The sequence below is a fragment of the Psychromicrobium xiongbiense genome (genome assembly GCF_030271165.1).
In the GTDB taxonomy this organism is placed as follows: Bacteria; Actinomycetota; Actinomycetes; order Actinomycetales; family Micrococcaceae; genus Renibacterium; species Renibacterium xiongbiense.
The window spans coordinates 27773-51245 of sequence record NZ_JASSZH010000027.1 but is presented as its reverse complement, the minus strand read 5'-3'; the positions used below and the strand labels follow the sequence as shown (position 1 = coordinate 51245).

Annotated in this window: 22 protein-coding genes and 1 tRNA gene; 4 read left to right on the top strand and 19 right to left on the bottom strand. The window is 64.4% G+C overall.

Features of this window, described 5'->3' with window-relative positions:
• Positions 1-79 precede the first annotated feature (79 nt).
• Positions 80-976: a Bax inhibitor-1/YccA family protein gene (locus tag QQM37_RS10945; RefSeq protein ID WP_285727405.1), complete on the bottom strand. Its 897-nt coding sequence runs from the start codon at positions 974-976 to the stop codon at positions 80-82.
• Positions 977-1143: 167 nt separating this feature from the next.
• On the opposite strand from QQM37_RS10945, the gene QQM37_RS10940 reads away from it, so the two are divergent.
• From QQM37_RS10940 to QQM37_RS10930, 3 genes are read left to right on the top strand one after another with little or no spacing between them, the layout of a single operon-like run.
• Positions 1144-2436, top strand: coding sequence for an alpha-amylase family protein (locus tag QQM37_RS10940; RefSeq protein ID WP_285727404.1), 1293 nt, complete (start codon positions 1144-1146; stop codon positions 2434-2436).
• Between the two features lie 58 nt (positions 2437-2494).
• Positions 2495-3286 (top strand): ABC transporter ATP-binding protein, encoded by a 792-nt coding sequence (locus QQM37_RS10935; RefSeq protein ID WP_285727402.1) that lies wholly within the window; start codon positions 2495-2497, stop codon positions 3284-3286.
• Positions 3279-4067: an ABC transporter permease gene (locus tag QQM37_RS10930; RefSeq protein WP_285727400.1), complete on the top strand. Its 789-nt coding sequence runs from the start codon at positions 3279-3281 to the stop codon at positions 4065-4067. The genes QQM37_RS10935 and QQM37_RS10930 overlap by 8 nt, the downstream gene beginning before the upstream one ends.
• 265 nt (positions 4068-4332) lie before the next feature.
• On the opposite strand, the gene QQM37_RS10925 is transcribed toward QQM37_RS10930, so the two are convergent.
• The 7 genes from QQM37_RS10925 to eno all read right to left on the bottom strand — a co-directional run bounded on the left by QQM37_RS10925 (position 4333) and on the right by eno (position 11336).
• A tRNA-Leu gene (locus QQM37_RS10925) sits at positions 4333-4406 on the bottom strand.
• Positions 4407-4532: 126 nt separating this feature from the next.
• Positions 4533-5963, bottom strand: a complete 1431-nt coding sequence (locus tag QQM37_RS10920; protein WP_285727398.1) for an NAD(P)/FAD-dependent oxidoreductase — start codon at positions 5961-5963, stop codon at positions 4533-4535.
• 34 nt (positions 5964-5997) lie between these two features.
• Positions 5998-7341 (bottom strand): S8 family peptidase, encoded by a 1344-nt coding sequence (locus QQM37_RS10915; RefSeq protein WP_420030161.1) that lies wholly within the window; start codon positions 7339-7341, stop codon positions 5998-6000.
• Between the two features lie 90 nt (positions 7342-7431).
• The gene (locus QQM37_RS10910) at positions 7432-8451 is read right to left on the bottom strand and encodes a Ppx/GppA phosphatase family protein (RefSeq protein ID WP_285727396.1); all 1020 of its coding nucleotides are present in this window, start codon (positions 8449-8451) and stop codon (positions 7432-7434) included.
• A complete protein-coding gene (locus tag QQM37_RS10905; RefSeq protein WP_285727394.1) occupies positions 8448-9059 on the bottom strand; it encodes a DUF501 domain-containing protein in 612 nt (203 codons plus the stop codon). Before QQM37_RS10905 ends, QQM37_RS10910 begins: the two co-directional genes overlap by 4 nt.
• 38 nt (positions 9060-9097) lie before the next feature.
• A complete protein-coding gene (locus tag QQM37_RS10900) occupies positions 9098-9766 on the bottom strand; it encodes an FtsB family cell division protein (protein ID WP_285727392.1) in 669 nt (222 codons plus the stop codon).
• Between the two features lie 289 nt (positions 9767-10055).
• A complete protein-coding gene (gene eno / locus QQM37_RS10895; protein WP_285727390.1) occupies positions 10056-11336 on the bottom strand; it encodes a phosphopyruvate hydratase in 1281 nt (426 codons plus the stop codon).
• Positions 11337-11492: 156 nt separating this feature from the next.
• Here eno and QQM37_RS10890 point away from each other — a divergent pair, with 156 nt between their 5' ends.
• Positions 11493-12176 (top strand): PadR family transcriptional regulator, encoded by a 684-nt coding sequence (locus tag QQM37_RS10890; RefSeq protein WP_285727388.1) that lies wholly within the window; start codon positions 11493-11495, stop codon positions 12174-12176.
• Between the two features lie 66 nt (positions 12177-12242).
• On the opposite strand, the gene QQM37_RS10885 is transcribed toward QQM37_RS10890, so the two are convergent.
• The 11 genes from QQM37_RS10885 to QQM37_RS10835 form a co-directional block, all read right to left on the bottom strand.
• Positions 12243-12881, bottom strand: a complete 639-nt coding sequence (locus tag QQM37_RS10885; protein ID WP_285727386.1) for a MazG nucleotide pyrophosphohydrolase domain-containing protein — start codon at positions 12879-12881, stop codon at positions 12243-12245.
• 7 nt (positions 12882-12888) lie between these two features.
• A complete protein-coding gene (locus QQM37_RS10880; protein ID WP_285727384.1) occupies positions 12889-14058 on the bottom strand; it encodes an adenosine deaminase in 1170 nt (389 codons plus the stop codon).
• Positions 14055-14801 (bottom strand): DedA family protein, encoded by a 747-nt coding sequence (locus tag QQM37_RS10875; protein ID WP_285727382.1) that lies wholly within the window; start codon positions 14799-14801, stop codon positions 14055-14057. Before QQM37_RS10875 ends, QQM37_RS10880 begins: the two co-directional genes overlap by 4 nt.
• Positions 14802-15038: 237 nt before the next feature.
• Entirely contained in the window at positions 15039-16370 is a 1332-nt protein-coding gene (locus QQM37_RS10870; RefSeq protein ID WP_285727380.1) for a thymidine phosphorylase, read from the bottom strand.
• Positions 16371-16426: 56 nt separating this feature from the next.
• Positions 16427-16840, bottom strand: a complete 414-nt coding sequence (locus QQM37_RS10865) for a cytidine deaminase (protein WP_420030158.1) — start codon at positions 16838-16840, stop codon at positions 16427-16429.
• Positions 16841-16842: 2 nt separating this feature from the next.
• Positions 16843-18348, bottom strand: a complete 1506-nt coding sequence (locus QQM37_RS10860) for an ABC transporter permease (RefSeq protein ID WP_285727378.1) — start codon at positions 18346-18348, stop codon at positions 16843-16845.
• Positions 18345-19553, bottom strand: a complete 1209-nt coding sequence (locus tag QQM37_RS10855; RefSeq protein WP_285727376.1) for an ABC transporter permease — start codon at positions 19551-19553, stop codon at positions 18345-18347. The genes QQM37_RS10860 and QQM37_RS10855 overlap by 4 nt, the downstream gene beginning before the upstream one ends.
• On the bottom strand, positions 19546-21120 hold the full coding sequence (locus QQM37_RS10850) for an ABC transporter ATP-binding protein (RefSeq protein WP_285727374.1): 1575 nt from the start codon (positions 21118-21120) through the stop codon (positions 19546-19548). The genes QQM37_RS10855 and QQM37_RS10850 overlap by 8 nt, the downstream gene beginning before the upstream one ends.
• Positions 21121-21243: 123 nt before the next feature.
• Complete coding sequence (locus QQM37_RS10845; RefSeq protein ID WP_285727372.1) at positions 21244-22353, bottom strand: BMP family lipoprotein; 1110 nt, start codon at positions 22351-22353, stop codon at positions 21244-21246.
• A gap of 188 nt (positions 22354-22541) precedes the next feature.
• Positions 22542-22958, bottom strand: a complete 417-nt coding sequence (locus QQM37_RS10840) for an organic hydroperoxide resistance protein (protein ID WP_285727370.1) — start codon at positions 22956-22958, stop codon at positions 22542-22544.
• A 29-nt stretch (positions 22959-22987) separates the two neighbouring features.
• Positions 22988-23440, bottom strand: coding sequence for a MarR family winged helix-turn-helix transcriptional regulator (locus QQM37_RS10835; RefSeq protein WP_285727368.1), 453 nt, complete (start codon positions 23438-23440; stop codon positions 22988-22990).
• Between the last annotated feature and the right edge of the window lie 33 nt (positions 23441-23473).

The window sequence follows — 23473 nt, the reverse complement described above, 5'->3', positions numbered from 1 at the left end:
AAGGAGCACCTGCAATTGCAGGTGCTCCTTCCGTTTTCGTTCGCAAAATCACAGGAGCCGTGCGAAGGGAGGGCGCGGGCTAGTCGTTGCCTCGTAGGATCGCAAGCAACCGCAGGATCTCCACGTACAGCCAGACCAGCGTCACCGTCAGACCGAACGCCGCGGACCAGGAGTACTTAGCCGGCAGTCCGTTCCGCACGCCCTGCTCCACCGAGGTGAAGTCCAGGATGAGCGAGAAGGCCGCCAGACCAACAGCCAGCAGCCCGAGTACGAAGCCCAGCGGGATATTGGTGCCGGGGATGTGCATGCTGCGCAGACCCCAGGGACTGGTGGTCGCGCCGAAGAGCATCATGCCGAAGTTCACCAGGGAGAAGATGGCGTAACCGCCCAGGGCGATCATGAAGAAGCGGGTCATCTTGGGGGTTGCCCGGAATTTGCCGCTGCGGTAGAGCGCCAGGGTCAGGCCGAAGACGGCCAGAGTCCCGATGACGGCCTGAATGACGATGCCGCCGAACTGCTTCTCGAGGATGCCGGAAAGACCGCCCAGGAACAGGCCTTCGAAGAAGGCATACAGCAGGATCAGTGCCTTGGACGGCTCCCGCTTGAAGGAGTTGACCAGGCCGAGCACCAGACCGACCAGAGCACCGGGAAGCGCCAGAACCGGCACGAACCAGCCGATGACCGCACCGAGCAACACGACACCGAAGGTCGCCAGCGTCTTCATGATGACGTCGTCGTAGGTCATCCGGCCCATCTGGGCGTTGGACGCCGGCGGCTGGTTGTACATCTGCTGCAGCTGCTCCGGCGTGTACGGCTGCGCGTAGGGTGCCTGGCCGTACGGTGCCTGGCCGTAGGCGTTCTGAGTGTAAGGAACCTGGCCAAACTGCGACTGGTACCCCTGCGGTGCGGCCGGAATGGGCGGCCTGTTGCTGAAGTTTTTGTCGTTGGCGAAGACCGGATTTCCTCCGAGTGCCATGATTTCGTCCTCTCAAGATCGGGCGAGTGTTAGTCCAATGCTAATGGTTACCTGTGGATTTAACGCCCTCGAGGTGAGAATCGTTCCCACCTCCGGGGGTCTGCGCGGTGATAGCGTTGCCTCATTCCTGAGGATTCCTACGAGGGTTTCGAGGCGAGGCGCACACGATGATCCATGAGCCCGAATGGGTCACCCACGCTCTCTGGTGGCAGCTGTACCCCCTGGGTTTTGTGGGCGCCTTCCCGCAGAAGACTCCCTCCGCCACCCCTGCTACCCCGGCCGGACATCGTCTGGATCGCGTCCTGCCCTGGCTGGATCACGCCATCGAGCTCGGAGCCTCGGGGCTGGCCCTGGGGCCGGTCTTCGACTCCAGCACCCATGGCTACGACACCCTGGACTACCTCCGGATCGACCCGCGGCTGGGCGATGAGGACGATTTTGACCGGCTGATCACGGCCGCTCACGCGCGCGGTCTGCGGGTGATGCTCGATGGCGTGTTCAACCATGTGAGCGCCCGGCATCCACGCTATCTGGCGGCTTTGCGGGACGGCCCGCAGAGCGAGGCGGCAGCGTGGTTCAGACGGGTGGACCAGGGATATCAGACCTTCGAAGGCCACCCGGGGCTGATCACCCTCAACCATGACCATCCGGAAGTCCAGGAGTACATCGTGGAGGTCATGTGCCATTGGCTGGAGCGGGGTGCGGATGCCTGGCGACTCGATGCCGCCTATGCCGTACCTGCCCGATTCTGGGCTGCGGCACTCCCCCGGGTGCGTGAGCGCTTCCCCGAGGCGTGGTTTGTCGGAGAGGTGATCCATGGCGACTACATTGAAGCGGTCGTGGCGGGGCAGCTGGACTCGGTGACTCAGTATGAGCTGTGGAAGGCGATCTGGAGCAGTCTCAATGACCGGAACTTTCACGAACTGGACTGGACTCTGCAACGGCACAATGCTCTGCTGGACGCCTTCGTGCCCGCTACCTTCATCGGCAATCACGATGTGACCCGGATCGCGAGCCGACTGGAGGATGCACGGCATCTGGCGCACGCTCTGGTCATCCTTCTGACGGTGGGTGGCACCCCGTCGATCTATGCGGGCGACGAATACCGGTTCGAAGGGATCAAGGAGGAACGTCTGGGCGGCGATGACGTCATCCGCCCCGAGTTCCCGGCGCCGGAGGACGTTACTCAGAGTCCGGAGGCGAGCGCCATCTTCCGCTTGTATCAGGAGCTGGTGGGCCTGCGGCGCCGCCACCCCTGGCTGCATCGGGCCACGACCGAGGCCTTGCACCTGACCTCGGATCAGTACGTATACCGGGTGTCTTCCACCGGGAGGGCACTTCTGGTAGCACTCAATCTGGCAGATCAGGCGTTGGAGCTGGAGCTGGCAGGCGTCACGATCCAGGCTTCCGCTCACGGCTGGGCAGTGATCGACGTTCCCTCACCCGTGGCTTCGGTCTAGACTCGCCCCAGAGGCTCTCCTGATTCTGGACGGCTCATCCCTCTGGGAGGTACGCGCGGTGACCAGTGAGGCCAATGATCCACCGGCACCATCGGTCCTGGACGTTCACGAGGTGACAGTCACCTATGGCGAACGCACCGTCGTGGATTCGGTCAGCTTCCAGATTCAACGGGGCGAAATTTTCGGTCTGCTGGGCCCCAACGGCGCGGGAAAAACCAGCACACTCAGCGCCATCGAGGGGTTGGTCAGGCCGGCATCGGGCCGCCTGCTGGTGGACGGCATTGACGTGGCACGCCAGCCCCTGGACGTCAAGGTCCGGCTGGGCGTCCAGCTGCAGTCATCCAGTTTTCAGGCCGAGTTGACCATCGAACAGATCGCACGGCTCTATGGTGGCCTCTACGGCATGGACCTCAGCAAGGAGCGGATCCGGGAGAGCCTGCGCACCATAGGACTCGGCGAGGAGCTGGGCAAGAAGTTCAAACAGCTCTCGGGTGGCCAGCAGCAACGCCTCGCACTGTTCATCGCCACCATCCACAATCCCCTGCTCCTGCTGCTGGATGAGCCGACCGCCGGTCTGGACCCGCAATCGCGGCGCAGCCTGTGGCGCCGCATCGAACAGCTCCAGATGGAGGGCAATAGCATTCTGCTCACCACACACTCGATGGAAGAAGCCCAGGCAGTCTGTGACCGGGTGGCGATCATCGATCATGGCACCCTGGTCACCGTTGGCACGCCCACCGAGCTGATCAATCAACACAGGGACGATCCACGGGTTCGGGCGGCCGCACACGGCGAACCCACGCTGGAGGATGTCTTCATCGGGTTGACGGGAAGTGAAATCCGTGACTGAGGACCAGACCACTGAGACTCCGGAGTATGCGCGGCGGCCACCGGTAAGGCTTGCACTGGGCGCCTTGCTGCGCGCTGATTCCGTGGTGTTACTGAACACCAAGACCTCGATTCTGCTGAGCACGCTACTCCCAATCGTCATCGTGGTGGCCACCACGTTGGGCAAGGCGCAGTCGCGACTCGGCGGCTCAAGTCTGATCATCGGCCTGGCGCTGAGCGTCGGGCTGCTCACCTCCAGCCTGTTCGGGTACACCCTGGCCATCGCGCACGACCGGGACATCGGGGTGCTGCAGCGACTCCGGGTCACCCCCGCAGCCACCTGGATGATCATGACCAGCCGCCTCGTGGTTCAGGTGGCGGTGAATCTCCTCGCGTCGATCGTGGTCGTCATCGTGGGTTCCATCGTGCATGGCCTGACGCTCAGCGTGGGTCAGTATCTTCTGGTCCTGCTGATCGCGGTTCTCGGTGCGGCAATGTTTCTGTCCATCGGACAGGCGCTGGTGGGGCTGATCCAGTCCACCAGCGCCATCAACGCGATCAGCAGGTTACTCATGATCGTACTGATGCTGCTGGGGCTGCTCGGTGGCACCGGCCTGCTCGGGGACACCCTGAAGGCCATCGCTGACTGGTCGCCGGTCGGCGCACTCATGACGTTGTTCTCCGATGTGCTCAACCAGACGGCCTGGAGCGGTCAGGACACCGGGTCCCTGCTGGCCTGCATCGGCTACGTCCTGGTGTTCTCCTTGATCGGCATCCGCTGGTTCCGCTGGGGGACGCACTAGGGCGGCATAGGCGCTGTCGACACCTCCTCAGTGTGGCCCAGACCCAGGTCGAGCGGGACGCCTTAGCAGGCGTTCGACGCCATCTGGACCTCATTGCCTGGTGGGGAGCAATCACCGGAACGACAGCCGCCGGCGACCGATTCGTTGACGGCGCCCAGGAGTGGAATGACACCACCGTCCGGTCTGATTCCGGTTTGATACGGCCGGACGCCGGCCAGGGCCGACCCTACACCCCCGGTGGCGAAGAGCAACCCCCTGCACTAAGTGCCCCAGGTCAGACTCGAACTGACACTGAACGGATTTTAAGTCCGCCGCCTCTGCCGATTGGGCTACTGGGGCCGTCATACCAGCGTAGTGGATGGGCGGGGAGACCCCTTCGCTACCACCGGATACGCCACGGGCGGCGTCCAGAAAGAATCCGGACGCCGCCCGTGGACGGTGTGATCTATGCGTTGATCAGGAAACTCAGACCGAAGCCTTGGCATCTTCCGCCGAGGCCGCCGGAGCGGCGGGAGCCGCAGCTGCGGCCGGACGCGGAGCCGGACGGGCGGCTGCTTCGAATCCTGCACGCGGCTGATCCAGGTCAGCCAGCTCGGCAAGATCGCGGCCCAGGAAGAACTGCAGGACCCAGTTCCAGATCACGCGGGCCTTGCGCTCGGCCGTGGGCATCGCCATACCGTGGTAGCCACGGTGCATCAGCCAGGCGAGCGGGCCGCGGACGCCGATGTTGCCGATCTTGGCAACGCCCTTCCACAGGCCCAGGCCGGCAACAGCACCAATGGTCTTGTGCTTGTAATCCTTGAGCGGCTTGTCCCAGCGAGCAGCCCACAGGTTCTTGGACAGCTGCTTGGACTGACGTAGCGCGTGCTGAGCGTTGGGGACGCAGAAACCACCCACGCCACCACCGGAGAGGTCCGGCACAGCGGCGATGTCGCCAGCAGCCCAGGCGTGCTCCAGGGGCCCGAACTCGCCCGTGATCCGCAGATCCGCGCCCACCTTGATGCGGCCACGCTCGTCGATCGGGAAGTCGGTGTTCTTCGCGGTCGGGTTGGCCTGCACACCGGCGGTCCAGATCAGGGTGTCGGTTTCAAACTCATCGGCCGGAGACTTGTCCGGCATGTTGATCAGCTTGAGCTTGCCATCCGTGGCGTCCGCCATCGAGGTGTTCAGCAGAACCTCAATGCCGCGTCCACGCAGGTGCTCGACGACCCACTCAGCCTGGTCCGGCTTGACCTCCGGCATGATCTTGCCCATGGCCTCGACGACCACGAAACGAAGGTCCTTGACCTGCAGGCGGTCGTTCTTGGCGACCAGGGCGCGGGCGAAGTCTTCCAGTTCAGCGATCGTTTCGATGCCGGCGAAACCGCCACCGACGACGACGAAAGTCAGGGCGCGCTTGCGCTTGGCCTCATCCGTGGTGGTGGAGGCGAATTCAATGCGATCGACGACCTGGTTGCGCAGCGCAACGGCCTCTTCGATCGACTTCATGCCGATGCCCTGCTCCACCAGCCCGTTGATCGGGAAGGTGCGGGTGATCGAGCCTGCGGCCATCACGATGTCGAAGTACGGGATCTCGAAGTCGGCGCCACCATCTGCGGGGCTGACCACGGCCGTGCGCGCCTCATGGTTGACCGAGACGACCTTGCCCTGGATGAACTCCGTCTGGGGCAGGTGCTTGCGGAAGGACACGACGGCGTGACGCGGTTCGATGCTGCCGGCTGCCACCTCGGGCAGGAACGGCTGGTACGTCATATAGGGCAGCGGATCCACCAGGGTGACGATGCCACCAGCCTGGGCGATCTTCTTCTGCAGCGCGAAAGCGACGTAGAGGCCGACGTAGCCACCGCCGACAATAAGCACGCGTGGACGGTTTTCAACGAGTGGGGTGGTTGCCATGTTCCCAGTCTAACCCCCTTTGTGAAAATATTCACTAAGTATTGCGCGGCTTCTCCGTCACTGTTTCACCGGATGCCAGCCGCCGGCGCAACCGCAGCACCTGCCAGGTCCCGGCCGCACAGACCAGCAGCAACAGCCCACCAAACCCCAGAACCACCAGGGCCGGTACTGCCGAAGCAGTCTGCACGGGCGCGATGGCGGCCGGCACCGTTGGCCCGGCCACCGGTGCCGTCGGAGTGGCTGGCGCCGATGGAGTGGCCGACGGATCCGTGGCGGAGGTGCTCTGCGTCCCCCGTCGGTGGATGGTGATCCACTCCTGAAGACTGGGCAGCGGGCTGACCGTCACCGGTGCCACATCAGCACTCAGCGCCGCAGCAGCATCCAGAATCCCCCAGCCGTACTGACTGTTGGGCACCGCACCGCCAGCCGGTTTGGCGGTACGGATGATCCGGTTGATCACCTGGGCGGCCGGCATCGTCGGATATTTGGCGCGGATCAGCGCCGCCACTCCGGACACGATGGGAGCGGCACCGCTGCTGCCGCTCCAGTCCGCATAGTTGTTCCCGGGCAGTGCACCGACCAGCTTCTCGGCCGGTGCTGCCACCGCGATGGTGATGCCCTGAGTGGAGGCGCTCGTACTCACCTGGCCGTCACGGTTAAGCCCGGCCACCGCCACCACACCCGGGATCGTGGCAGGGGCACCCACTTGACTGATACCCGATTCGCTGTTTCCGGCGGCGGCTACCATCACCACATCGTGCTGTTCGGCGTAGAGAAAAGCGTCGTCCCAGCTCTGTGGCCAGCTCGGTGAGCTGGACGTCAGGGACATGTTGATGACCTTGGCGCCGTTATCCACTGCCCAGCGCACGGCGGCCGGGATCTGATCGTTGGTGCTCTTGCCCGCCGGATTCGGGCTGCCCAGCCAGGTGGAGACGGTCAGCAGACTTGCCTCCGGCGCGACGCCGACGACGCCATCGGGCTTGGGACTGTCAGTGGGTGCACCACCGTGGCCACGCCCGGCCAGCAGAGACGCGACGAGGGTGCCATGCTCCGGCTTGGCCCCGAGCCCCTGGCGGCCGTCCGCGCTGCCCGCACCGGAGACATCGGTCCCGCCGACCACAGCATCTTTGAGGTCCTGGTGACTGGCGTCCACCCCGCTGTCGATCACCGCCACCTTCACCCCGGCACCCTTGGTGGTCTCCCAGGCCTTGGTAATGCCATAGTCAGCGAGCCAGTATTCACGGTCATGGATGTCATCGGCCTGCGCGGCAGGGACCATCACCAGGTTCAGAGCGGCCAATGCGGGCACCAGCACTGCAGCGAGGAGCCCATAACGCGAAGGCCGTGCTCGAGCGGTCCTCACGGAGCCGTTCCTCATCGAGTTGTCCTCTCGTCTCATGCGGTGCCGCCTGCGGCTGCCAGAGGCTCAGCTGAGTTCAGCCAAAATCCAGTTCAACTAAAAACCCATTCAGCCAATAGCCAGCGCAATTCCGTCCAGAATATCGTGTTCACTGCTGGTCACCGTCGTGACCCTGCCACCCGTTCGTTGCGCGACCTCATCCACGATGATCGACCACAACAGGGCCCCGGCGCCGATGACGTCCACACGCCCGGGGTGCATGAAGGGCAGTTCGGCACGCTGAGCGCGGTTCATGGCCAGAAGTTCACCGGCAGCGCGCTCGACCCCGGAGACACTCACCGTGGCCCCGTGAATACTCTCCGGCTGGTAGCTGGGCAGGCCCAGGGCATGAGCGGTGATGGTGGTGACGGTCCCGGCCACCCCGACGAGTTGCCGCACACTGGCCAGCGGAACCTGCTGAGCCACGGTATCGATGATCTGACGAGCCTGAACCTGCGCGGCAGCGATCTCCTGCGAACTGGGCGGATCGGAATGCAGATACCGTTCGGTAAAGCGCACACAGCCCAGGGGCACGCTGACCGCACCGAGGACGCGGGGGCTGCTCTGAGCCGGCCCCGCCAGCTCGCCGACCACGAATTCCGTGCTGCCACCGCCCAGGTCCACCACCAGCGTCGGGCCTGCTGAACCGTTGCTGGCCGAACCGGCAACGGCCGAATCACTATCGCTGAGCACGCTGGTTGAACTGAGCACGCTGGCCGCTCCGGCAAAGGACAGCGCAGCCTCCTCCTCGCCGGGAATCACATCCGGTTCCACCCCCAGGCGCTCCCGGATCCCGTCCACGAAGGCAGCGCGATTGCGCACGTCCCGGCTGGCGGACGTCGCGACAAAGCGGATGCGTTCCGCCCCGTGCTGGCGGATCAGCGTGGCGTATTCATCGGTGGCCGCGAAGGTTCGCTCCAGCGCGTCGGCGGCAAACTCCCCCGTGGCATCCACACCCTGACCCAGGCGAACCACGCGCATCTGGCGCTCGATGTCGGTCAGGCGTCCTTCGGATACATCGGCGATCAGCAGACGGATGGAATTGGTTCCACAGTCGATGGCGGCGACCCGGCGCGCGGAAGTGTTCACGACTGCTCCTGTTCCAGGCGCGCATAGCCCTGATTTCCGCGCCTCACGTGACGACTCAGATCCACCTCCGGGACCGCAGCCGAGACATCCCAGGCTCCTTCGCAGAAGCATCGCTCCGCCGTCCACCAGGGAGCGATCAGGGCCAGAGTCTCATCGCCGAGCACATTGACGCCCGGACCGGCTGCCAGTGTGTGGCCCACCATCACGTGCAGACATTTCACCCGCTGCGGCATGCCGCCCGCGGACACCCCGGCGATTTCCGGCACCTCGGCCATGCCGATGCGCTCTCGTAGCGCCTCACGCGCCGCCAGATAGGCTTCGTGGGCCTGCTGATGAGCCGCTGCCAGGGCGTCATCGTGAGCCAGCCGATCGTTCATCCGCGCCATCTCGCCGTCTGCCTCGACCCGGGAGACAGCTGCGGTGATGACCGGATGCGTGAGGTAAAACGTGGTCGGGAAGGGGATGCCATTGCTGAGCCGGGGCGCGGTGGCAGCGACGAGAGGATTTCCGCAGACGCATCGTGCAGGGATTTCCACCACATCACGCACCGGGCGGCCCAGTTGCAGGCTCAGTGTCTTCAGATCATCGGCGGTGGGCTGGCTGGTCATATCCGGTTCGAGGCTCCTCACCGCGGTACAGGTCTGGGCTATTGGGTGCCGGAGCGCTGGATGGACTGCCAGAGACCGTCGACCCAGGGGAGGCCGTCCGGGTTGGCGCTCGTGCCAGGCTGGCTGGGAGCTGCGGGCGTGGGAGTTCCGCCGTAGACCCAGTAACCCGTCTCCCCGGGCATCACCATGTTAACCCGGTCGCGGGCCTGCTGCTTGACGTAGGCAGGGTCCGACCAGCGGGAAATCTGCGTGTTCAGCGAGGCCTGTTCCTGCTTTTTCGCCTGAATATCCGCCTTGAGCGCGGCGATATCGGCACGCTGCTGCAGGTAAGTGTTCACGGTCGGTGCCAGGAGAACGGCCACCACGATGACGGTCACGATCAGCGCGATCACGCGGCCGGAAAAAGCGCGCGCCGGTACAGGCTGTCCCTGCCCGGCCACACTCTGAGACGTGCGGCCCGGCCGATCGGTGCTTCGCGCAGCGCCCCGCCCGGACCGGGCCGCGCCGGAATTTTTCGTGGATGCCGCTGATGATTCGCTGGCTGCACTCTGGCGAGAGGCGCTCTTCACCGAGGGACCCTGTGCCACAGGCTTCGTCGTCTCGCGGGCTCCGCTTGCCGCTGTCGCGTCAGGCTTCGTCTCAACAGGCTCGGCGGCACCCTTCGCAGACTGAGGAATATGCGGCTGCCTGGGTTTACGGGTGCTCATGTCTCGGCTCCTCCTCCAGGCTCGACTCTGCGGAAACGACGCGAAGCAGCCACTGCGGGCGGCTCGTGTGGGTTCCAGCTTAGACACTGTGCGCCGCCACACCGCGGACCGCCACACTGCCCATCGCGCACCCGCTGTCCCCATTGAGTAGCAGATATTGCACGTGGAACCACCCGATTCCACAGTGCAACTACTGACACTTAGTTGGGAATTAGTTGGGAAGCGGTGAGGAGACGCCAATGGCCGGCACTTCCGTTGAGAAGTACCGGCCATCGGAACGGCGCAGAGATCAGCCCTGGAAACGCGGGAAGGCGCTGCGTCCGGCGTACTGCGCGGCGTCACCGAGGTCTTCTTCGATGCGCAGCAGCTGGTTGTACTTGGCCACCCGGTCAGAACGGGCCGGGGCGCCGGTCTTGATCTGACCTGCATTGGTGGCGACCGCGATGTCGGCAATCGTCGTGTCTTCGGTCTCGCCGGAGCGGTGCGAGGTGATGGTGGTGTACCCGGCACGCTGAGCCAGCGAGACGGCATCGAGCGTCTCGGTCAGCGAACCGATCTGGTTCACCTTGACCAGCAGCGAGTTGGCAGTCCTGGAGTCGATGCCGCGCTGAAGGCGGGTCGGGTTGGTCACGAAGAGGTCGTCGCCGACGATCTGAACCTTGTCCCCGATTTCCTCGGTAAGGGTCTTCCAGCCTTCCCAGTCGTCCTCATCCAGCGGGTCCTCGATGGAGACCAGCGGGTAGTCACGCACCAGTTCGGCGTAGTAGGCGCTCATCTCGGAGGCACTCTTGCTCTGGCCTTCGAACTGGTAGGCGCCATCCTTGAAGAATTCGCTGGAGGCAACATCCAGCGCCAGGGCGATGTCCTGGCCCGGGGTGTAGCCAGCGCGGGTCACGGCTTCCAGGATCAGATCCAGCGCCGCACGGTTGGAGGGCAGGTTCGGGGCGAAGCCACCTTCGTCGCCCAGGCCGGTGGAGAGGCCCTTCTCATTGAGGACCTTCTTGAGCTCGTGGTAGACCTCCGCACCCCAGCGCAGGGCTTCGGAGAAGGTGCTGGCACCGAGCGGAACCACCATGAATTCCTGGATATCGACATCGGAATCGGCGTGCGAGCCGCCATTGAGGATGTTCATCAGGGGCACCGGAAGCACATGGGCATTCGGGCCGCCCAGGTAGCGGTAGAGCGGCAGGTCAGCCGACTCAGCGGCAGCACTGGCAACGGCGAGCGAAACGCCGAGGATGGCGTTGGCGCCCAGCTTGCCCTTGTTGTCAGTGCCGTCGAGCTCGATCATGGCCGCATCGATCTCGCGCTGATCGGTGGCATCAGCACCAAGGAGGATGGGGGCGATGACGTCGATCACGGCATCCACAGCTTCGAGGACACCCTTACCGCCATACCGGGCCTTATCGCCATCGCGCTTCTCGACGGCTTCGAAAGCACCCGTGGATGCACCGGAGGGAACTGCTGCGCGGCCTACCGAGCCGTCGTCGAGTCCTACCTCGACCTCGACAGTGGGATTACCACGGGAATCCAGGATTTCACGTGCATGGATGGCATCGATGATCGCCATGAAGTGCTCCTTGAGCGTTGGAAGTAATTGCGAACTGCTGAGACGACACTGTCCGGACCAGCTTATCGCCTTTGTGGTGCAGATTACTTGACCATGAAGAACATAGCGATATATCGTTGACGTATCGCGACATTGCGATTTAGAGAAAGAGGCGTCATGAATACGCATCACACACCACCAGAAAACATGTTCTGGCCGGTTCATCCCGGCCAAGGAGAGCATCACGGCGACGAGCACCACCACGGCGAACCTCATCGCATGGGGCGCGGCCGCAACCGGCGGGGAGAGTTCGGACCGGGCTTCGGCGGTCCGCGACCCCGCCCCGGTTTTGGACCAGGTTTCGGACCAGGTTTCGGGGCGGGCTTTGGTGCCGGTCCGGGATTCGGCAAGGGCGGCGGCGGGCGGGCTCGCAAAGGCGATGTCCGCAACGCGATCCTCTCGGTGCTCAGCACCGCTGATCACAATGGTTACGGCCTGATCAAAACCATCGCCATGCATTCCGATGGCGCGTGGCGGCCCAGCCCGGGCTCCATCTACCCGGCGCTGGCAGCACTTCAATCCGAAGGGCTGATCACCTCCACCGGTGAAGGGCGTCGCACTGACTACACGCTCACCGAGGAAGGGACCCGCTACGTCTCCGAGCATCAGGAGGAGCTCGCCGCGGTCTGGGAAGAGGTCACGGAGGAGGCCGGAGTCAGCCAGGATCTACGGATGAGCCTGGGCAAGCTGATGGGGGCCGTCCATCAGATCAGCCTCGACGGCACGGAGGAGCAGTTGCGCACAGTGACCGCCGCGCTCGATGACGCCCGCCGCACCATCTACAAACTGCTCAGCGACTGATGCTGCCGATGCCGACCAGGGCAACGGTGCAGCCACCCTCGGATCCAGAGCGAGTCATCAGGACCTTCAGTCCTCGAAACCGGTCTGAAATCTCCGGGTGGCTGCACGCAGGGCGCGTTCGGCATCCACCCCGGGAGCAGCACGCAGAAGCGCAAAGATCCGCTCCCCCAGCTGCTCCTCGGTCAACAGTTCCCCGGCCAACGGCTCAGCTTCGCGCTCGGATTCGCGCCCGATGCCGGCCCGCCGCAAAGTCTTCTGGGCTGCGGCCAGCGCGGGCAGAGTGGCAGGAATCCCCTCAAATCGGCCGCGACTGGGCGATTCCTCGGCCTTGACCGCATCCCATCGAGTCACGATCTCCTCCACCGTGGCCGGGAATTCGGCCTGGAGAGTGCCATCCGGATGGAAGACATGCGGGTTGCGGCGAATCATCTTCTCGCTGAGCCCGCGAACTACCTCGCTGACGGTGAAGTCTCCGGATTCCTGAGCAAGCCGGGCGTGTAGCACCACCTGAAGCAGCACATCACCCAGCTCCGAGGCCAGTTCCGGGGCGGGCGCACCGGTCTCGACGGCATCGAGCACTTCGTAGCTTTCCTCGATGAGGTAGCTCAGCAGCGACTCATGGGTCAGCGCGCCCATCCACGGGCAGTGCTCGCGAAGTGCCCCCACCACCTCCACCAGGCGATCGAAATCAGCGCCGGCACTCACAGTACGGTCAGGACTCCGTCGTCAGGGATTCTGACACCTGCGCGTAAGCCTCGGCCAGGTAATCGACCAGAGCCTCACGTTCCTCCAACGGCAGGAAGGCGGCCTCGGCGGCGTTGAGGCTCAGCGCCAGAAAGTCTTCCAGGTCGTAGTCGAAGGTCTCCTGCAGCAGCGCGAACTCGCTGCTCAGCGTCACTGCGCTCATCAGGCGGTTGTCCGTGTTGACCGTGACCCGGAACCCGGTCTGGTACAGCAGGTCGATCGGGTGATCGGCGATGTCCTCGCCCCAGGCGGCAATCGCACCGGTCTGCAGATTGGAGGAGGGGCACAGTTCCAGAGCGATGCCGCGGTCCCGCACCCAGGAGGCCAGTTCACCCAGGGAGACCATGCCGACGTCGGTATTGTCGCTCGGCTGCGCATCGCTGGGCTCGACAAACTCAACCTCAATGTCCTCGGCAATACGCACGCCGTGCCCCAGGCGCAGAGCGCGCCCGTCCACCAGTGCGGACTGGATACTCTCCAAGCCAGCGGCTTCACCTGCGTGAATGGTCGCCGGGAAGTGATGGTCAGCCAGGTAGCGGAAGGCCTCAGCGTGGCGGGAGGCCGGGAATCCGTCCTCTGCCCCGGCAATGTCGAAGCCGACGGCGCCCCGCTGACGATGCCGCACGGCCAGTTCAGCGATTTCCAGGCTGCGGTCGGCGTGGCGCATGGCGGTGATCAGCTGACCGACCTGGATGTGGCGACCACTGGCCTCCACGATTTCAACGCCTTCTTCAAGACCGGCCTGCACGGCGTCGACGGCGTCGTCGAGGCTGAGCCCGGCAGTCAGGTGCTGCTCCGGTGCCCAGCGCACCTCTCCGTACACCACGCCGTCGTCCGCCAGATCTTCGACGAATTCGCGGGCCACCCGCTGCAGGCCCTCACGGGTCTGCATGACGGCGATGGTGTGGTCAAAGGTTTCCAGGTAACGCACCAGGGAGCCGGAATCGGCACTGTCACGGAACCAGCGGGCCAGTTCCTCCGGCTCGGTGGCGGGTAGTTCATGACCGACCTGTGCGGCCAGATCGATGATGGTTTCCGGGCGCAGACCACCATCGAGGTGATCGTGCAGGGAGACCTTGGGCAGCGAGCGAAGATCGGCGGCGGAGAGGCTGACGGAGGGTGATGATGTGCTGGTCACGGAACCACTTTACGGGATGTCGTCGGCTGGGCGGCGGGGGTGGAAGCGTCGGCGGAATCGTCCGTGGCAGAGCCGTCGGAGCTGGCGGACGCCTCCCCGGCGGATACCTTTTTGGAGGGCCAGCGCTTGTCGATGAACTTGTGCGCCAGCCGGATCAGCTGATCCACCACAAAGCCCATGATGATGGCGAACACGATGGCGATTACCACGCCGAGCAGGTGGTTGTGCTTGATCCAGCTGCCCGCAAAGGTGCCCACGGCCACGCCGTAGCCTGCCCAGGTCAGCGAGGCGATAGCATCCAGCCAGACAAACCGTCGCCAGGCGTACTGGGAGGCCCCAGCCGTGAAGTTCACCGCCACCCGGCCCACCGGAATATAGCGGGCGGTCAGGATCAGCACGGCGCCACGCTTATCCAGCTCCATGTGTGCCCAGGCCATCGCCTTGGCCACCCGGGGACGGCGCATCCACTTGAAGCCCGCGGTACCGATCCGCTTACCCATGTAGTACGCGATGTTATCGCCGATGCTGGCCCCGATGGCGCTGCCCAGGATCAGCAACCAGACATTGGGTTCACCGGTGCTGAGCGCGACGGCGGCCAGCGCCACAATGGCGGTCTCGCTGGGCAGAAAGAGGAAGAATCCGTCAATCAGGCAGAAGAGCGTCACCAGGGGAATAACCCACCACTGGGTGGCTGAATGGGCAATCAGCTCATTCAGGTGATTCATCGCTTGGAACAGATCCACTAGGGGCAGGTCCTTGTCTTAGATTCATCTCGAGTCTCCCCCACTGGGCGACTGCTTAATCGTCCCACGTTGGGGCCAACATGTCGTCGTTCGCTCGGGTGAAAGACAGTGCACTCACACTAGACCCTGGGTATGAGTCGCTAAGTCGCGATGCCGCCCCTCGTTTATTGACCAGTTGTACAGGGTGCGCCGCTCTGGAACCCTGTACATCTGGTAAATGAGCAGCGCATCAGACGGCTAACCCACCCGGCCCAGAATCAGTTCTGAGGCCACAACGGTCTCCTCGCTACCGTTCGGCGCAATGGTGACGGCCTCCGCGAGCGCCTGGCGGGCCCGGTCAAAGCGCTCCGGGGTATCGGTCAGCAGCGTCATCAGGGGCTGCCCCGCACGCACGGTATCCCCCGGTTTGGCATGCAGCCGCACGCCGGCACCGGCCTGGACGGCGTCCTCCTTGCGGGCCCGGCCAGCACCCAGCCGCCAGGCGGCCACACCCACGCTGAGCGCATCGAGTCCCACCAGGATGCCATCGGTCTCCGCCAGGACCGTCTCCGATTCCCTGGCCACCGGCAGCGTAGCGTCCGGATCGCCGCCCTGGGCAGCGATCATGGCCCGCCAGACGTCCATCGCCCGTCCGTCCCTGAGGGCGGCCGCCGGATCGGCATCCTGCACGCCCGCTGCCGCCAGCATCTCCTCGGCCAGCCGCACGGTCAGCTCCACCACATCGGCAGGGCCGCCACCGGCCAGGACCTCCACCGATTCCTCAACCTCGATGGCGTTCCCCGCCGTCAGGCCCAGCGGCGTGGACATATTGGTCAGCAGCGCTACCGTGTTGACTCCGGCATCCTGTCCCAGCGCCACCATGGTCTCCGCCAGCTCGCGCGCCTGGCCAAGATCCTTCATGAACGCACCGGATCCGACCTTCACGTCCAGCACCAGCGAGCCCGTGCCCTCGGCGATTTTCTTACTCATGATCGAGGAGGCGATGAGCGGAATGGCCTCCACCGTGCCGGTCACATCCCGCAGCGCGTACAGCCGCTTATCGGCCGGAGCCAGGCCGGAGCCCGCGGCGCAGATCACCGCACCCACGTCCTGGAGCTGACGCATCATCTCCTCATTGCTCAGCGCTGCGCGCCAGCCTGGGATGGCCTCCAGCTTGTCCAGAGTGCCACCCGTGTGACCCAGACCCCGCCCGGACAGCTGCGGCACAGCGACGCCGAAGACGGCCACCAGGGGCGCCAACGGGAGGGTGATCTTGTCCCCCACGCCTCCTGTGGAATGCTTATCCGTGGTCGGCTTGCTCCCGCCCGCGTTGACCGGCCCACCCGGCACCGGTCGCAGCGCGGAGAAGTCCATCCGCTCACCGGAGGCGATCATGGCCGCCGTCCACTCAGCGATCTCCGCCCGGTTCATCCCATTGAGCAGAATCGCCATATTCAGCGCCGCCATCTGCTCCTCCGCGATCACCCCGCGGGTGTACGCATCGATGGTCCAGGCAATCTGCTCCGCACTGAGCGTTCCCTGGTCCCGCTTAATGCGGATGACGTCGACGGCGTCGAATGCCTCAGCCATGGTTCTCCCTCTTTGGTCTGGCTTGATCGGATGACTGGCTTGATCGGAGGAACTGCTCAGGACTCCAGGTGCTGCGGACCGAAGGCATCCGGCAGCACCTCGTCCATGGTTCTGATCCCGGAGACCGTCATCAGAACCATCTGCGGTGCCCGGTGCTCGTAGAGCAGTTGGCGGCATCGTCCGCAGGGCATCAGCACTCCCCCGGAACCGTCCACGCAGTAGAAGGCCCGCAGCCTGCCGCCACCACTCATCTGCAGGGCACCCACCAGCGTGCACTCCGCGCACAGGGTCAACCCGTAGCTCGCATTCTCCACATTGCAGCCGGAGACGATCCGGCCGTCCTCGGTGAGGGCAGCAGCCCCCACCGGGAATTTCGAGTACGGCACATAGGCGTTCTGCATGGCGGAGTGGGCAGCAGTTCTGAGCCTCTCCCAGTCGATGCCCTGACCATCCACAACCTCAGCGGACACAGCTAACCCTTCACATAGGGTTCGCCGCTGGCGGCCGGTGGCCGTGAACGGCCCACCAGCCCGGCCACCGCGATGATGGTCAGCACATACGGCAGCATGGCCATGAACTGACCGGGCACCGGGGAACCGATGATCGTGATGATCCCCTGCAGGTTGTCCGCAAAGCCGAACAACAGCGCCGCCAGGAACGCCCCGATCGGGTTCCAGCGACCAAAGATCAGCGCGGCCAGCGCAATGTAACCCTTACCGGCGGACATGTCCTTACTGAACGCGTCGGCAGAGACCAGTACAAAGAAGGAACCGCCGATGCCGGCCACCGCGCCACCGAGCAGCACGTTCCAGAACCGGGTCCGGTTGACGTTGATGCCCACTGTGTCCGCCGCCTGCGGATGCTCACCCACGGCGCGGACCCGTAGCCCCCATTTGGTGTAAAACAGGCCGAAGTAGACCACGATGACGGCCAGGTACATCAGGTAGCCGATCAGCGACTGACGGAACAGGATGGGTCCCACGATCGGAATATCCGAGAGGTAGGGGATGACGATCGGGTCCAGGCGCGGCGGCTTGTTGAACTTGTCCGGGTTCGCGGTGAGCACCGTGGAGAACAGGAAGCCGGTCAGGCCGGAGACCAGCACGTTGAGCACCACGCCCACAATGATCTGGTTCACCAGATACTTGATGCTCACGATCGCCAGCACCAGGGACACCAGCGCACCGGCCACCGCAGCAGCCAACAGACCGACGAAAACGTTGCCGGTGATAGTGCCCACGACAGCCGCGCTGAAGGCACCGAGCAACAGTTGGCCTTCGATGGCGATGTTCACCACACCGACCCGCTCACTGAGCACGCCGGAGAGCGAGCCGAAGACCAACGGCACCGCGAGCGTGACGGCACCGGCGATCAGACCGAGCAGCGAGATGGACGGCATGGCATCGCGACCGCCGGCCACAATCCAGACCAGGAAGCCGAAGACGAAGAGTAGCGCGAAAACTCCGCCCACCCAGCCGGGCAGCTTGCGCTTCTGCGTGGTCAGCCACACGGTATACGCCGCCAATAGGCACAGCACCACGGCGACGATCCAGCCGAAGGGTGCCGCCGGGACGCTAATCATCTCCACTTTGGTGATGCCCAGCAGGGCCAGGATCACCAGTACCACAGCTGCGATCAGCGTGGCGGGAAGCCAGCGAGGAGCGGCGACCGGGCGCCGTGTGGAACCGGCGGTGCCCGCTACAGGACGGGAGTTGACGTACCAGCGATATCCCAGCCAGCCCGCCACCGCGAGCGCGAGGATCAGGGTGATCCAGGCGACCACCGTGGCCGAGCCGGCATCGTGCACATCGCTGATCCGGAACCCTGCGGTCTTAGTGTTGGCCAGGAAGCCGAACAACACCAGTGCCAGCAGGGCCAGCACGCTCAGGCCGATGCCGGCTTTCCAGCTGACCAGTTCCACGGGCGCCGAGGCCTTGTGCCCTGCCGCGGAGGTGGGGCTCTGTGTGAGAGTGCTCATGCTGCTGCTCCACCCGTCAGAGAGGTATCTGCCGTGGCCTTGGTGGCCCTGGCCTTGCGCTTCACATTCATCCGGAAAATCGCCCGGACCATGGCTGGTGCTGTAATGAACAGCACGATCAACGACTGCATCACCAGCACGATGTCGATCGGCGTGGTGGCCTGCATGGCGACACCGCCAGCCCGGAAGGCGCCGAACAGCAGGGCCGCGAAGAAGGTCCCCCATGGCGTCGAGCGTCCGAGCAGGGCCACCGTGATCGCGTCGAAGCCGATCGAAGCGGAGACGCCGCCGGAGAGGTACTTCTCGGTACCGGAGACCTGCATGATGCCGGCCAGGCCAGCAAGGGCACCGGCCAGCGCCATCACCACGATGGTGGTCCGTGCCACGTTGATACCCGCGGTGCGCGAGGCGTTGGGGTTGGCGCCGACCGCCCTGAACTCGAAGCCCAGCGTCGATCGGTTCAGCAGCCACCAGACGCCCACGACCGCCAGCACGGCGAGCAGGAAGCCGGCATGCAGACGGAACTGCGGGCCCAGAATCAGCGGGAACTGAGCGCTCTGATCCAGGAACGGCGAAATCGGGTTGGTCGATCCGGGCCGCTGGAAGGCGGGCAGCGTGAGCAGGTACGCCAGGAGGAAGGTGGCGACATAGTTGAGCATGATCGTCACGATCACCTCATGGGCGCCGGTTTTAGCCTTGAGCAGACCCACGATGCCGCCCCAGACGGCCCCGCCGAGCAGACCGGCCAGGATGACCAGCAGCAGGTGGATACCCCAGGGAAGGTGCCAGGCGAAACCGACGTAGGCGCCGAAGAAGGCACCGATGATGATCTGGCCCTGGGCACCGATGTTGAACAGCCCGGCGCGGAAGGCCAGGGTGACCCCGAGGCCCGCGCAGATCAGCGGGCTGGCCACGGTGAGCGTCTCCGTGATCGGGTAGATCTTGGCCGCGAAGTCCGTTCCGGCCCAGTTGAAGATGCTGCCCTGGATCAGGGCGCCGAAGGGCTTGAGCACCTCAGAGATCAGATCCCACGGACGGGCGAAGAAGTACCCTGCGGCTACCCCGACCTGAGGGTTGGTCACGGCCATCAGGATGCCGCCGAGCACAAAGGCCAGCAGGATGGCCAGCACGGACACCATGGCGTTTCCGGTGAAGATCTGCCTCAACAGCGAATCCTGCTCCTGCGAATTCTTCGGCTCAGACATGAGCGTTTCCCGTCCCCTTCGTGTCCTGAGTGGTGGTTGCCTGACCGGCCACCTGCTTCTGCGCATCCTCCAGGGACAGCCCCGCCATCATGAGGCCCAACACATCGCGGGAGGTATCCGGCGCAACGATGGAGACGAGTCTGCCCTGGTAGAGGACCGCGATCCGGTCCGCGAGCTCCACGACTTCGTCGAGCTCGGTGGAGACGATCATCACCGGCGTTCCGTTGTCCCGCTCGGCGATGACACGCTTATGGACGAATTCGATCGAACCGACGTCCAGGCCGCGGGTGGGTTGTGAGGCGATGAAAAGATTCAGCGGGCGGGAGAGCTCGCGGGCGAGCACCACCTTCTGCTGGTTGCCACCGGAGAGCGAACTGGCCGGTGTGGCGGTGGAGGGCGTCCGGACGTCAAACTCCGCCACCTTCTCCTCCGCCTGGCGGGCGATCTGCGCCGGGCGCAGCGCGATGCCGCTGGCAAAGGGAGGCTGGTCATAGAGGTCAAGAATCATGTTCTCGGCAATGCTGAAGCTGCCCACCAGGCCATCGACATTGCGGTCTTCGGGCACAAAGCCCACACCGGAGCGCAGTACCTCTTTGACCGTTTTGCCCAGCAGCTCCTGGCCCTTGAGGGTGATGGAGCCACTCGCATGCGCCTGAACCCCCAGGATCGCCTCGGTGAGCTCGGTCTGCCCATTGCCCTGGACCCCAGCCACCGCGAGCACCTCGCCCTGGGCGATGTCGAAGGACAGATCGTCCACCACATGCTGGCCGTTCTGGTCGATCACCGTCAGATTGCGGATCGAGAAGGTGACTTCACCGAGCCTGGCCGGCGCCTTGTCCAGGCTCAGGCTCACCGCATGACCCACCATCGCGGAGGCGAGCTCGGTGGGGCTGGCGCCAGGATCCGCACTGCCGACGACCTTGCCGCGGCGGATGATCGTAATGACGTCGGAGATCCGCTTCACCTCACGCAGTTTGTGCGAGATGAAGACGATGGACTTCCCGTCCCGCTTGAGCTGAAGGATGATCTCCAGGAGCTCATCGGTCTCCTGCGGGGTGAGCACGGCGGTGGGCTCATCCAGGATCAGGACCTCGGCGTCGCGGACAAGGGCTTTGATGATCTCCACCCGCTGCTGCACGCCCACGGGGAGATCTTCGACCAGGGCGTCGGGATCGACATCGAACCCGTACTGGGCGGAGATGGCACGGATCTTCGTCCGGGTGGCCTCCAGGTTGAGGAAGCCTGCGGCCTGGGTGGTCTCATTGCCCAGCGCAACGTTTTCGGCCACGGTGAAGACCGGGATCAGCATGAAGTGCTGATGCACCATGCCGATTCCTGCGGCCATGGCGTCGCCGGGGTTGCGGAAGACGACGGCCTGGTCGTTCACCAGAATCTGGCCCTCGCTCGGTTCATAGAGGCCATACAGCACGTTCATCAGGGTGGACTTGCCCGCCCCGTTCTCGCCCAGCAGGCAATGCACCTGGCCCGGCTCAACAACCAGATCAATATGGTCATTGGCCACCAGGGTTCCAAAAGTCTTGGTGATCCCAAGGAGCTCGAGTTTCACTTACGGCACCATTCGTGAGTGGTGGTGGCAACGAAACGCGCTACCGCGCCGTCAGTAGCAATGATGACAGACTCAGTCGGTGCATCCTGCTCTGACGACGCGGTAGCGCGTTCGCTCTGGTTGCTACTTAGTGGGGCTGGCCTTGGACGTGACCTTGACCGCGCCGGAGATGATGTCCTTCTTCAGCTGGTCGAGCTCGGTCTTGGTGTCAGCCGAAACGGCGGAATCCAGATCGTGGAACGGAGCCAGTGCGACGCCGCCGTTGTTCAGAGTGCCGATGTACGGCGTGGGATCGAACTTGCCGTCCTTGTCATCCTTGATCACGGCTTCCACGGCTGTGGACATGGTCTTCATCACGGAGGTGAGCACCACGGACTTGTAGTCCGGGGCTGTCAGGTAACCGTCCGAGTCAACCCACACCAGCTTGGCGTCGGTGCCCTTGGCCTTCGCCTCGTTGATCGCAGCACCCGCGCCGGAGCCCACCGGGCCGGCCACCGGCATCACGATGTCGGCACCCTGGTCCAGGAAGCCCTGGGTCAGCACCTTGCCCTTGTCGATCGACTTGAAGTCACCGACGAAGGTGCCGTCCTGCTTGGCCTTGTCCCAGCCGAGCAGCTGAACGGACTTGCCCTTCTTCTGGTTGTAGTAGGCCACGCCATCGGCGAAGCCATCCATAAAGATGGTGACCGTCGGGATGTTGATGCCGCCGAAGGTGGCGACCTTGCCGGTCTTGGAGGTGGCTGCAGAGAGGTAACCGGCCAGGAAGGCCGCCTGGGCCGTGTCATAGACGATCGGCTTGACGTTCTTCGGGAAGGTCGGGTCCACATAGTCGACGATGGCGAAGTGACTGTTCGGGTTCGCGGTCGCGATGGACTTGGTGGCGTCACCGAGCAGGAAGCCGACGGTGACGGTCAGCTTGCAGCCCTGCTGCACCATGGAGCGCAGGTTGGGATCGTAGTCCGTGTCCGCCTTGGACTGCACGGCAGCCTGCTGGATGCCCAGATCCTTCGCGGCCTGGAGCAAGCCGTCGTGGCTGGACTGGTTGAATGACTTGTCGTCAAAACCACCGGAGTCGGAGACCATGCAGGCCTTGTAGTCGCTGGTGGTGCCAGAGCCTGTGCTGCTGGCGGTCGGAGCAGCTCCACAACCGCTGAGTAGCAGGGCTGTGGCGCTGAGGCCCACGGTACCCAGGGTGACCCCGCGCAGGGCGGCCAGTCGAAGGGTTTTCTTCAAGGTTCCTCCAGAAGATGTCAGTGAAATCGAGCACGCCCGAGGGGCCAATCAAGGCCCCGGCGCGGTAATCACCTCATCGTAGTGCCCGGCAGCCCTCCGCGATAGCCGATTCTGAAAGCCAGCTGTGGATCGTTGACCATTTGTTACTCGCCGGTTAGCTTCTGGCCGGTGACTGGGGTAAGCGATGTTCAGGCTACGCTGAGGGCGACCTCGATATTGCCCCGGGTGGCATTGGAGTAGGGGCACACCTGATGAGCGGCCTCGGTCAACGCCAGCGCAGTCGCCCTGTCCAGTTCCGGCAGAGTGACCTCCAGCGCCACCGCCAGGCCGTATCCACCCTGCCCGTTGGGGCCGATCCCGACCCTGGCCTGCACCTCCGAGCCGGAGAGATCTGCCTTCTGGCGGCGGGCCACCACCCGCAGGGCGGAGTGGAAACAGGCGGCGTAGCCCGCGGCGAAAAGCTGTTCCGGGTTGGTTCCGTCACCACTGCCACCCATTTCAACCGGCGTGGCCAGCTGGACGTCGATCCTGCCATCAGAGGTCCTGGAGCGTCCGTTGCGCCCGTCTCCTGTTGCGAGCGCTTCGGCGGTGTAGAGGATGTTCATGAGTATTCCTTATCGATGAGGAGTGTGGTTCAGCGTGCGCTGTGCGCACGCAGTGCCTGGTTCAGTTCCTGGAGGGTTCCGCACAGTTCCGCCCAGCGACGCGGGTCGATGCCGGATTCTGCGGCCAGTTGGCCTGGGATTCTGGCCGCCTCGCGCTGCAGAACACGACCGTGAGCGGTGAGTTCCACCTCCACTCGCCGCTCGTCATCGGACGCCCGATGACGGCACAACAGATCTCCCGTTTCCATCCGCCTGAGCAGTGGAGAGAGAGTGCCGGAGTCGAGCTGCAGCGCCTCGCCGAGCTCCTGCACACTGAGCCGGTCCCGCTCCCAGAGCACGAGAAGCACCAGATACTGCGGATAGGTCAGGCCTAGCGGCTCCAGCAGCGGTCGATAGGCCGCCGTAAAAGCCCGGGAAGTCGAATAGAGCGCAAAGCAGACCTGATCTTTCAAGGTGCTGGTGAGGTCGTTCTGCGGAACCATGATGCAAATCTAGCGCACAATTAAATTGTGCAC

What these genes read in the sequence shown, in the direction of transcription:
- eno (WP_285727390.1), bottom strand. Translation starts at nt 11,336, where the DNA reads ATGGCGATCATCGATGCCATCCATGCACGTGAAATCCTGGATTCCCGT.
- QQM37_RS10890 (WP_285727388.1), top strand. Translation starts at nt 11,493, where the DNA reads ATGAATACGCATCACACACCACCAGAAAACATGTTCTGGCCGGTTCAT.
- QQM37_RS10920 (WP_285727398.1), bottom strand. Translation starts at nt 5,963, where the DNA reads ATGGCAACCACCCCACTCGTTGAAAACCGTCCACGCGTGCTTATTGTC.
- QQM37_RS10840 (WP_285727370.1), bottom strand. Translation starts at nt 22,958, where the DNA reads ATGAACATCCTCTACACCGCCGAAGCGCTCGCAACAGGAGACGGGCGC.
- QQM37_RS10855 (WP_285727376.1), bottom strand. Translation starts at nt 19,553, where the DNA reads ATGTCTGAGCCGAAGAATTCGCAGGAGCAGGATTCGCTGTTGAGGCAG.
- QQM37_RS10915 (WP_420030161.1), bottom strand. Translation starts at nt 7,341, where the DNA reads ATGAGGAACGGCTCCGTGAGGACCGCTCGAGCACGGCCTTCGCGTTAT.
- QQM37_RS10940 (WP_285727404.1), top strand. Translation starts at nt 1,144, where the DNA reads ATGATCCATGAGCCCGAATGGGTCACCCACGCTCTCTGGTGGCAGCTG.
- QQM37_RS10835 (WP_285727368.1), bottom strand. Translation starts at nt 23,440, where the DNA reads ATGGTTCCGCAGAACGACCTCACCAGCACCTTGAAAGATCAGGTCTGC.
- QQM37_RS10905 (WP_285727394.1), bottom strand. Translation starts at nt 9,059, where the DNA reads ATGACCAGCCAGCCCACCGCCGATGATCTGAAGACACTGAGCCTGCAA.
- QQM37_RS10945 (WP_285727405.1), bottom strand. Translation starts at nt 976, where the DNA reads ATGGCACTCGGAGGAAATCCGGTCTTCGCCAACGACAAAAACTTCAGC.
- QQM37_RS10900 (WP_285727392.1), bottom strand. Translation starts at nt 9,766, where the DNA reads ATGAGCACCCGTAAACCCAGGCAGCCGCATATTCCTCAGTCTGCGAAG.
- QQM37_RS10860 (WP_285727378.1), bottom strand. Translation starts at nt 18,348, where the DNA reads ATGAGCACTCTCACACAGAGCCCCACCTCCGCGGCAGGGCACAAGGCC.
- QQM37_RS10870 (WP_285727380.1), bottom strand. Translation starts at nt 16,370, where the DNA reads ATGGCTGAGGCATTCGACGCCGTCGACGTCATCCGCATTAAGCGGGAC.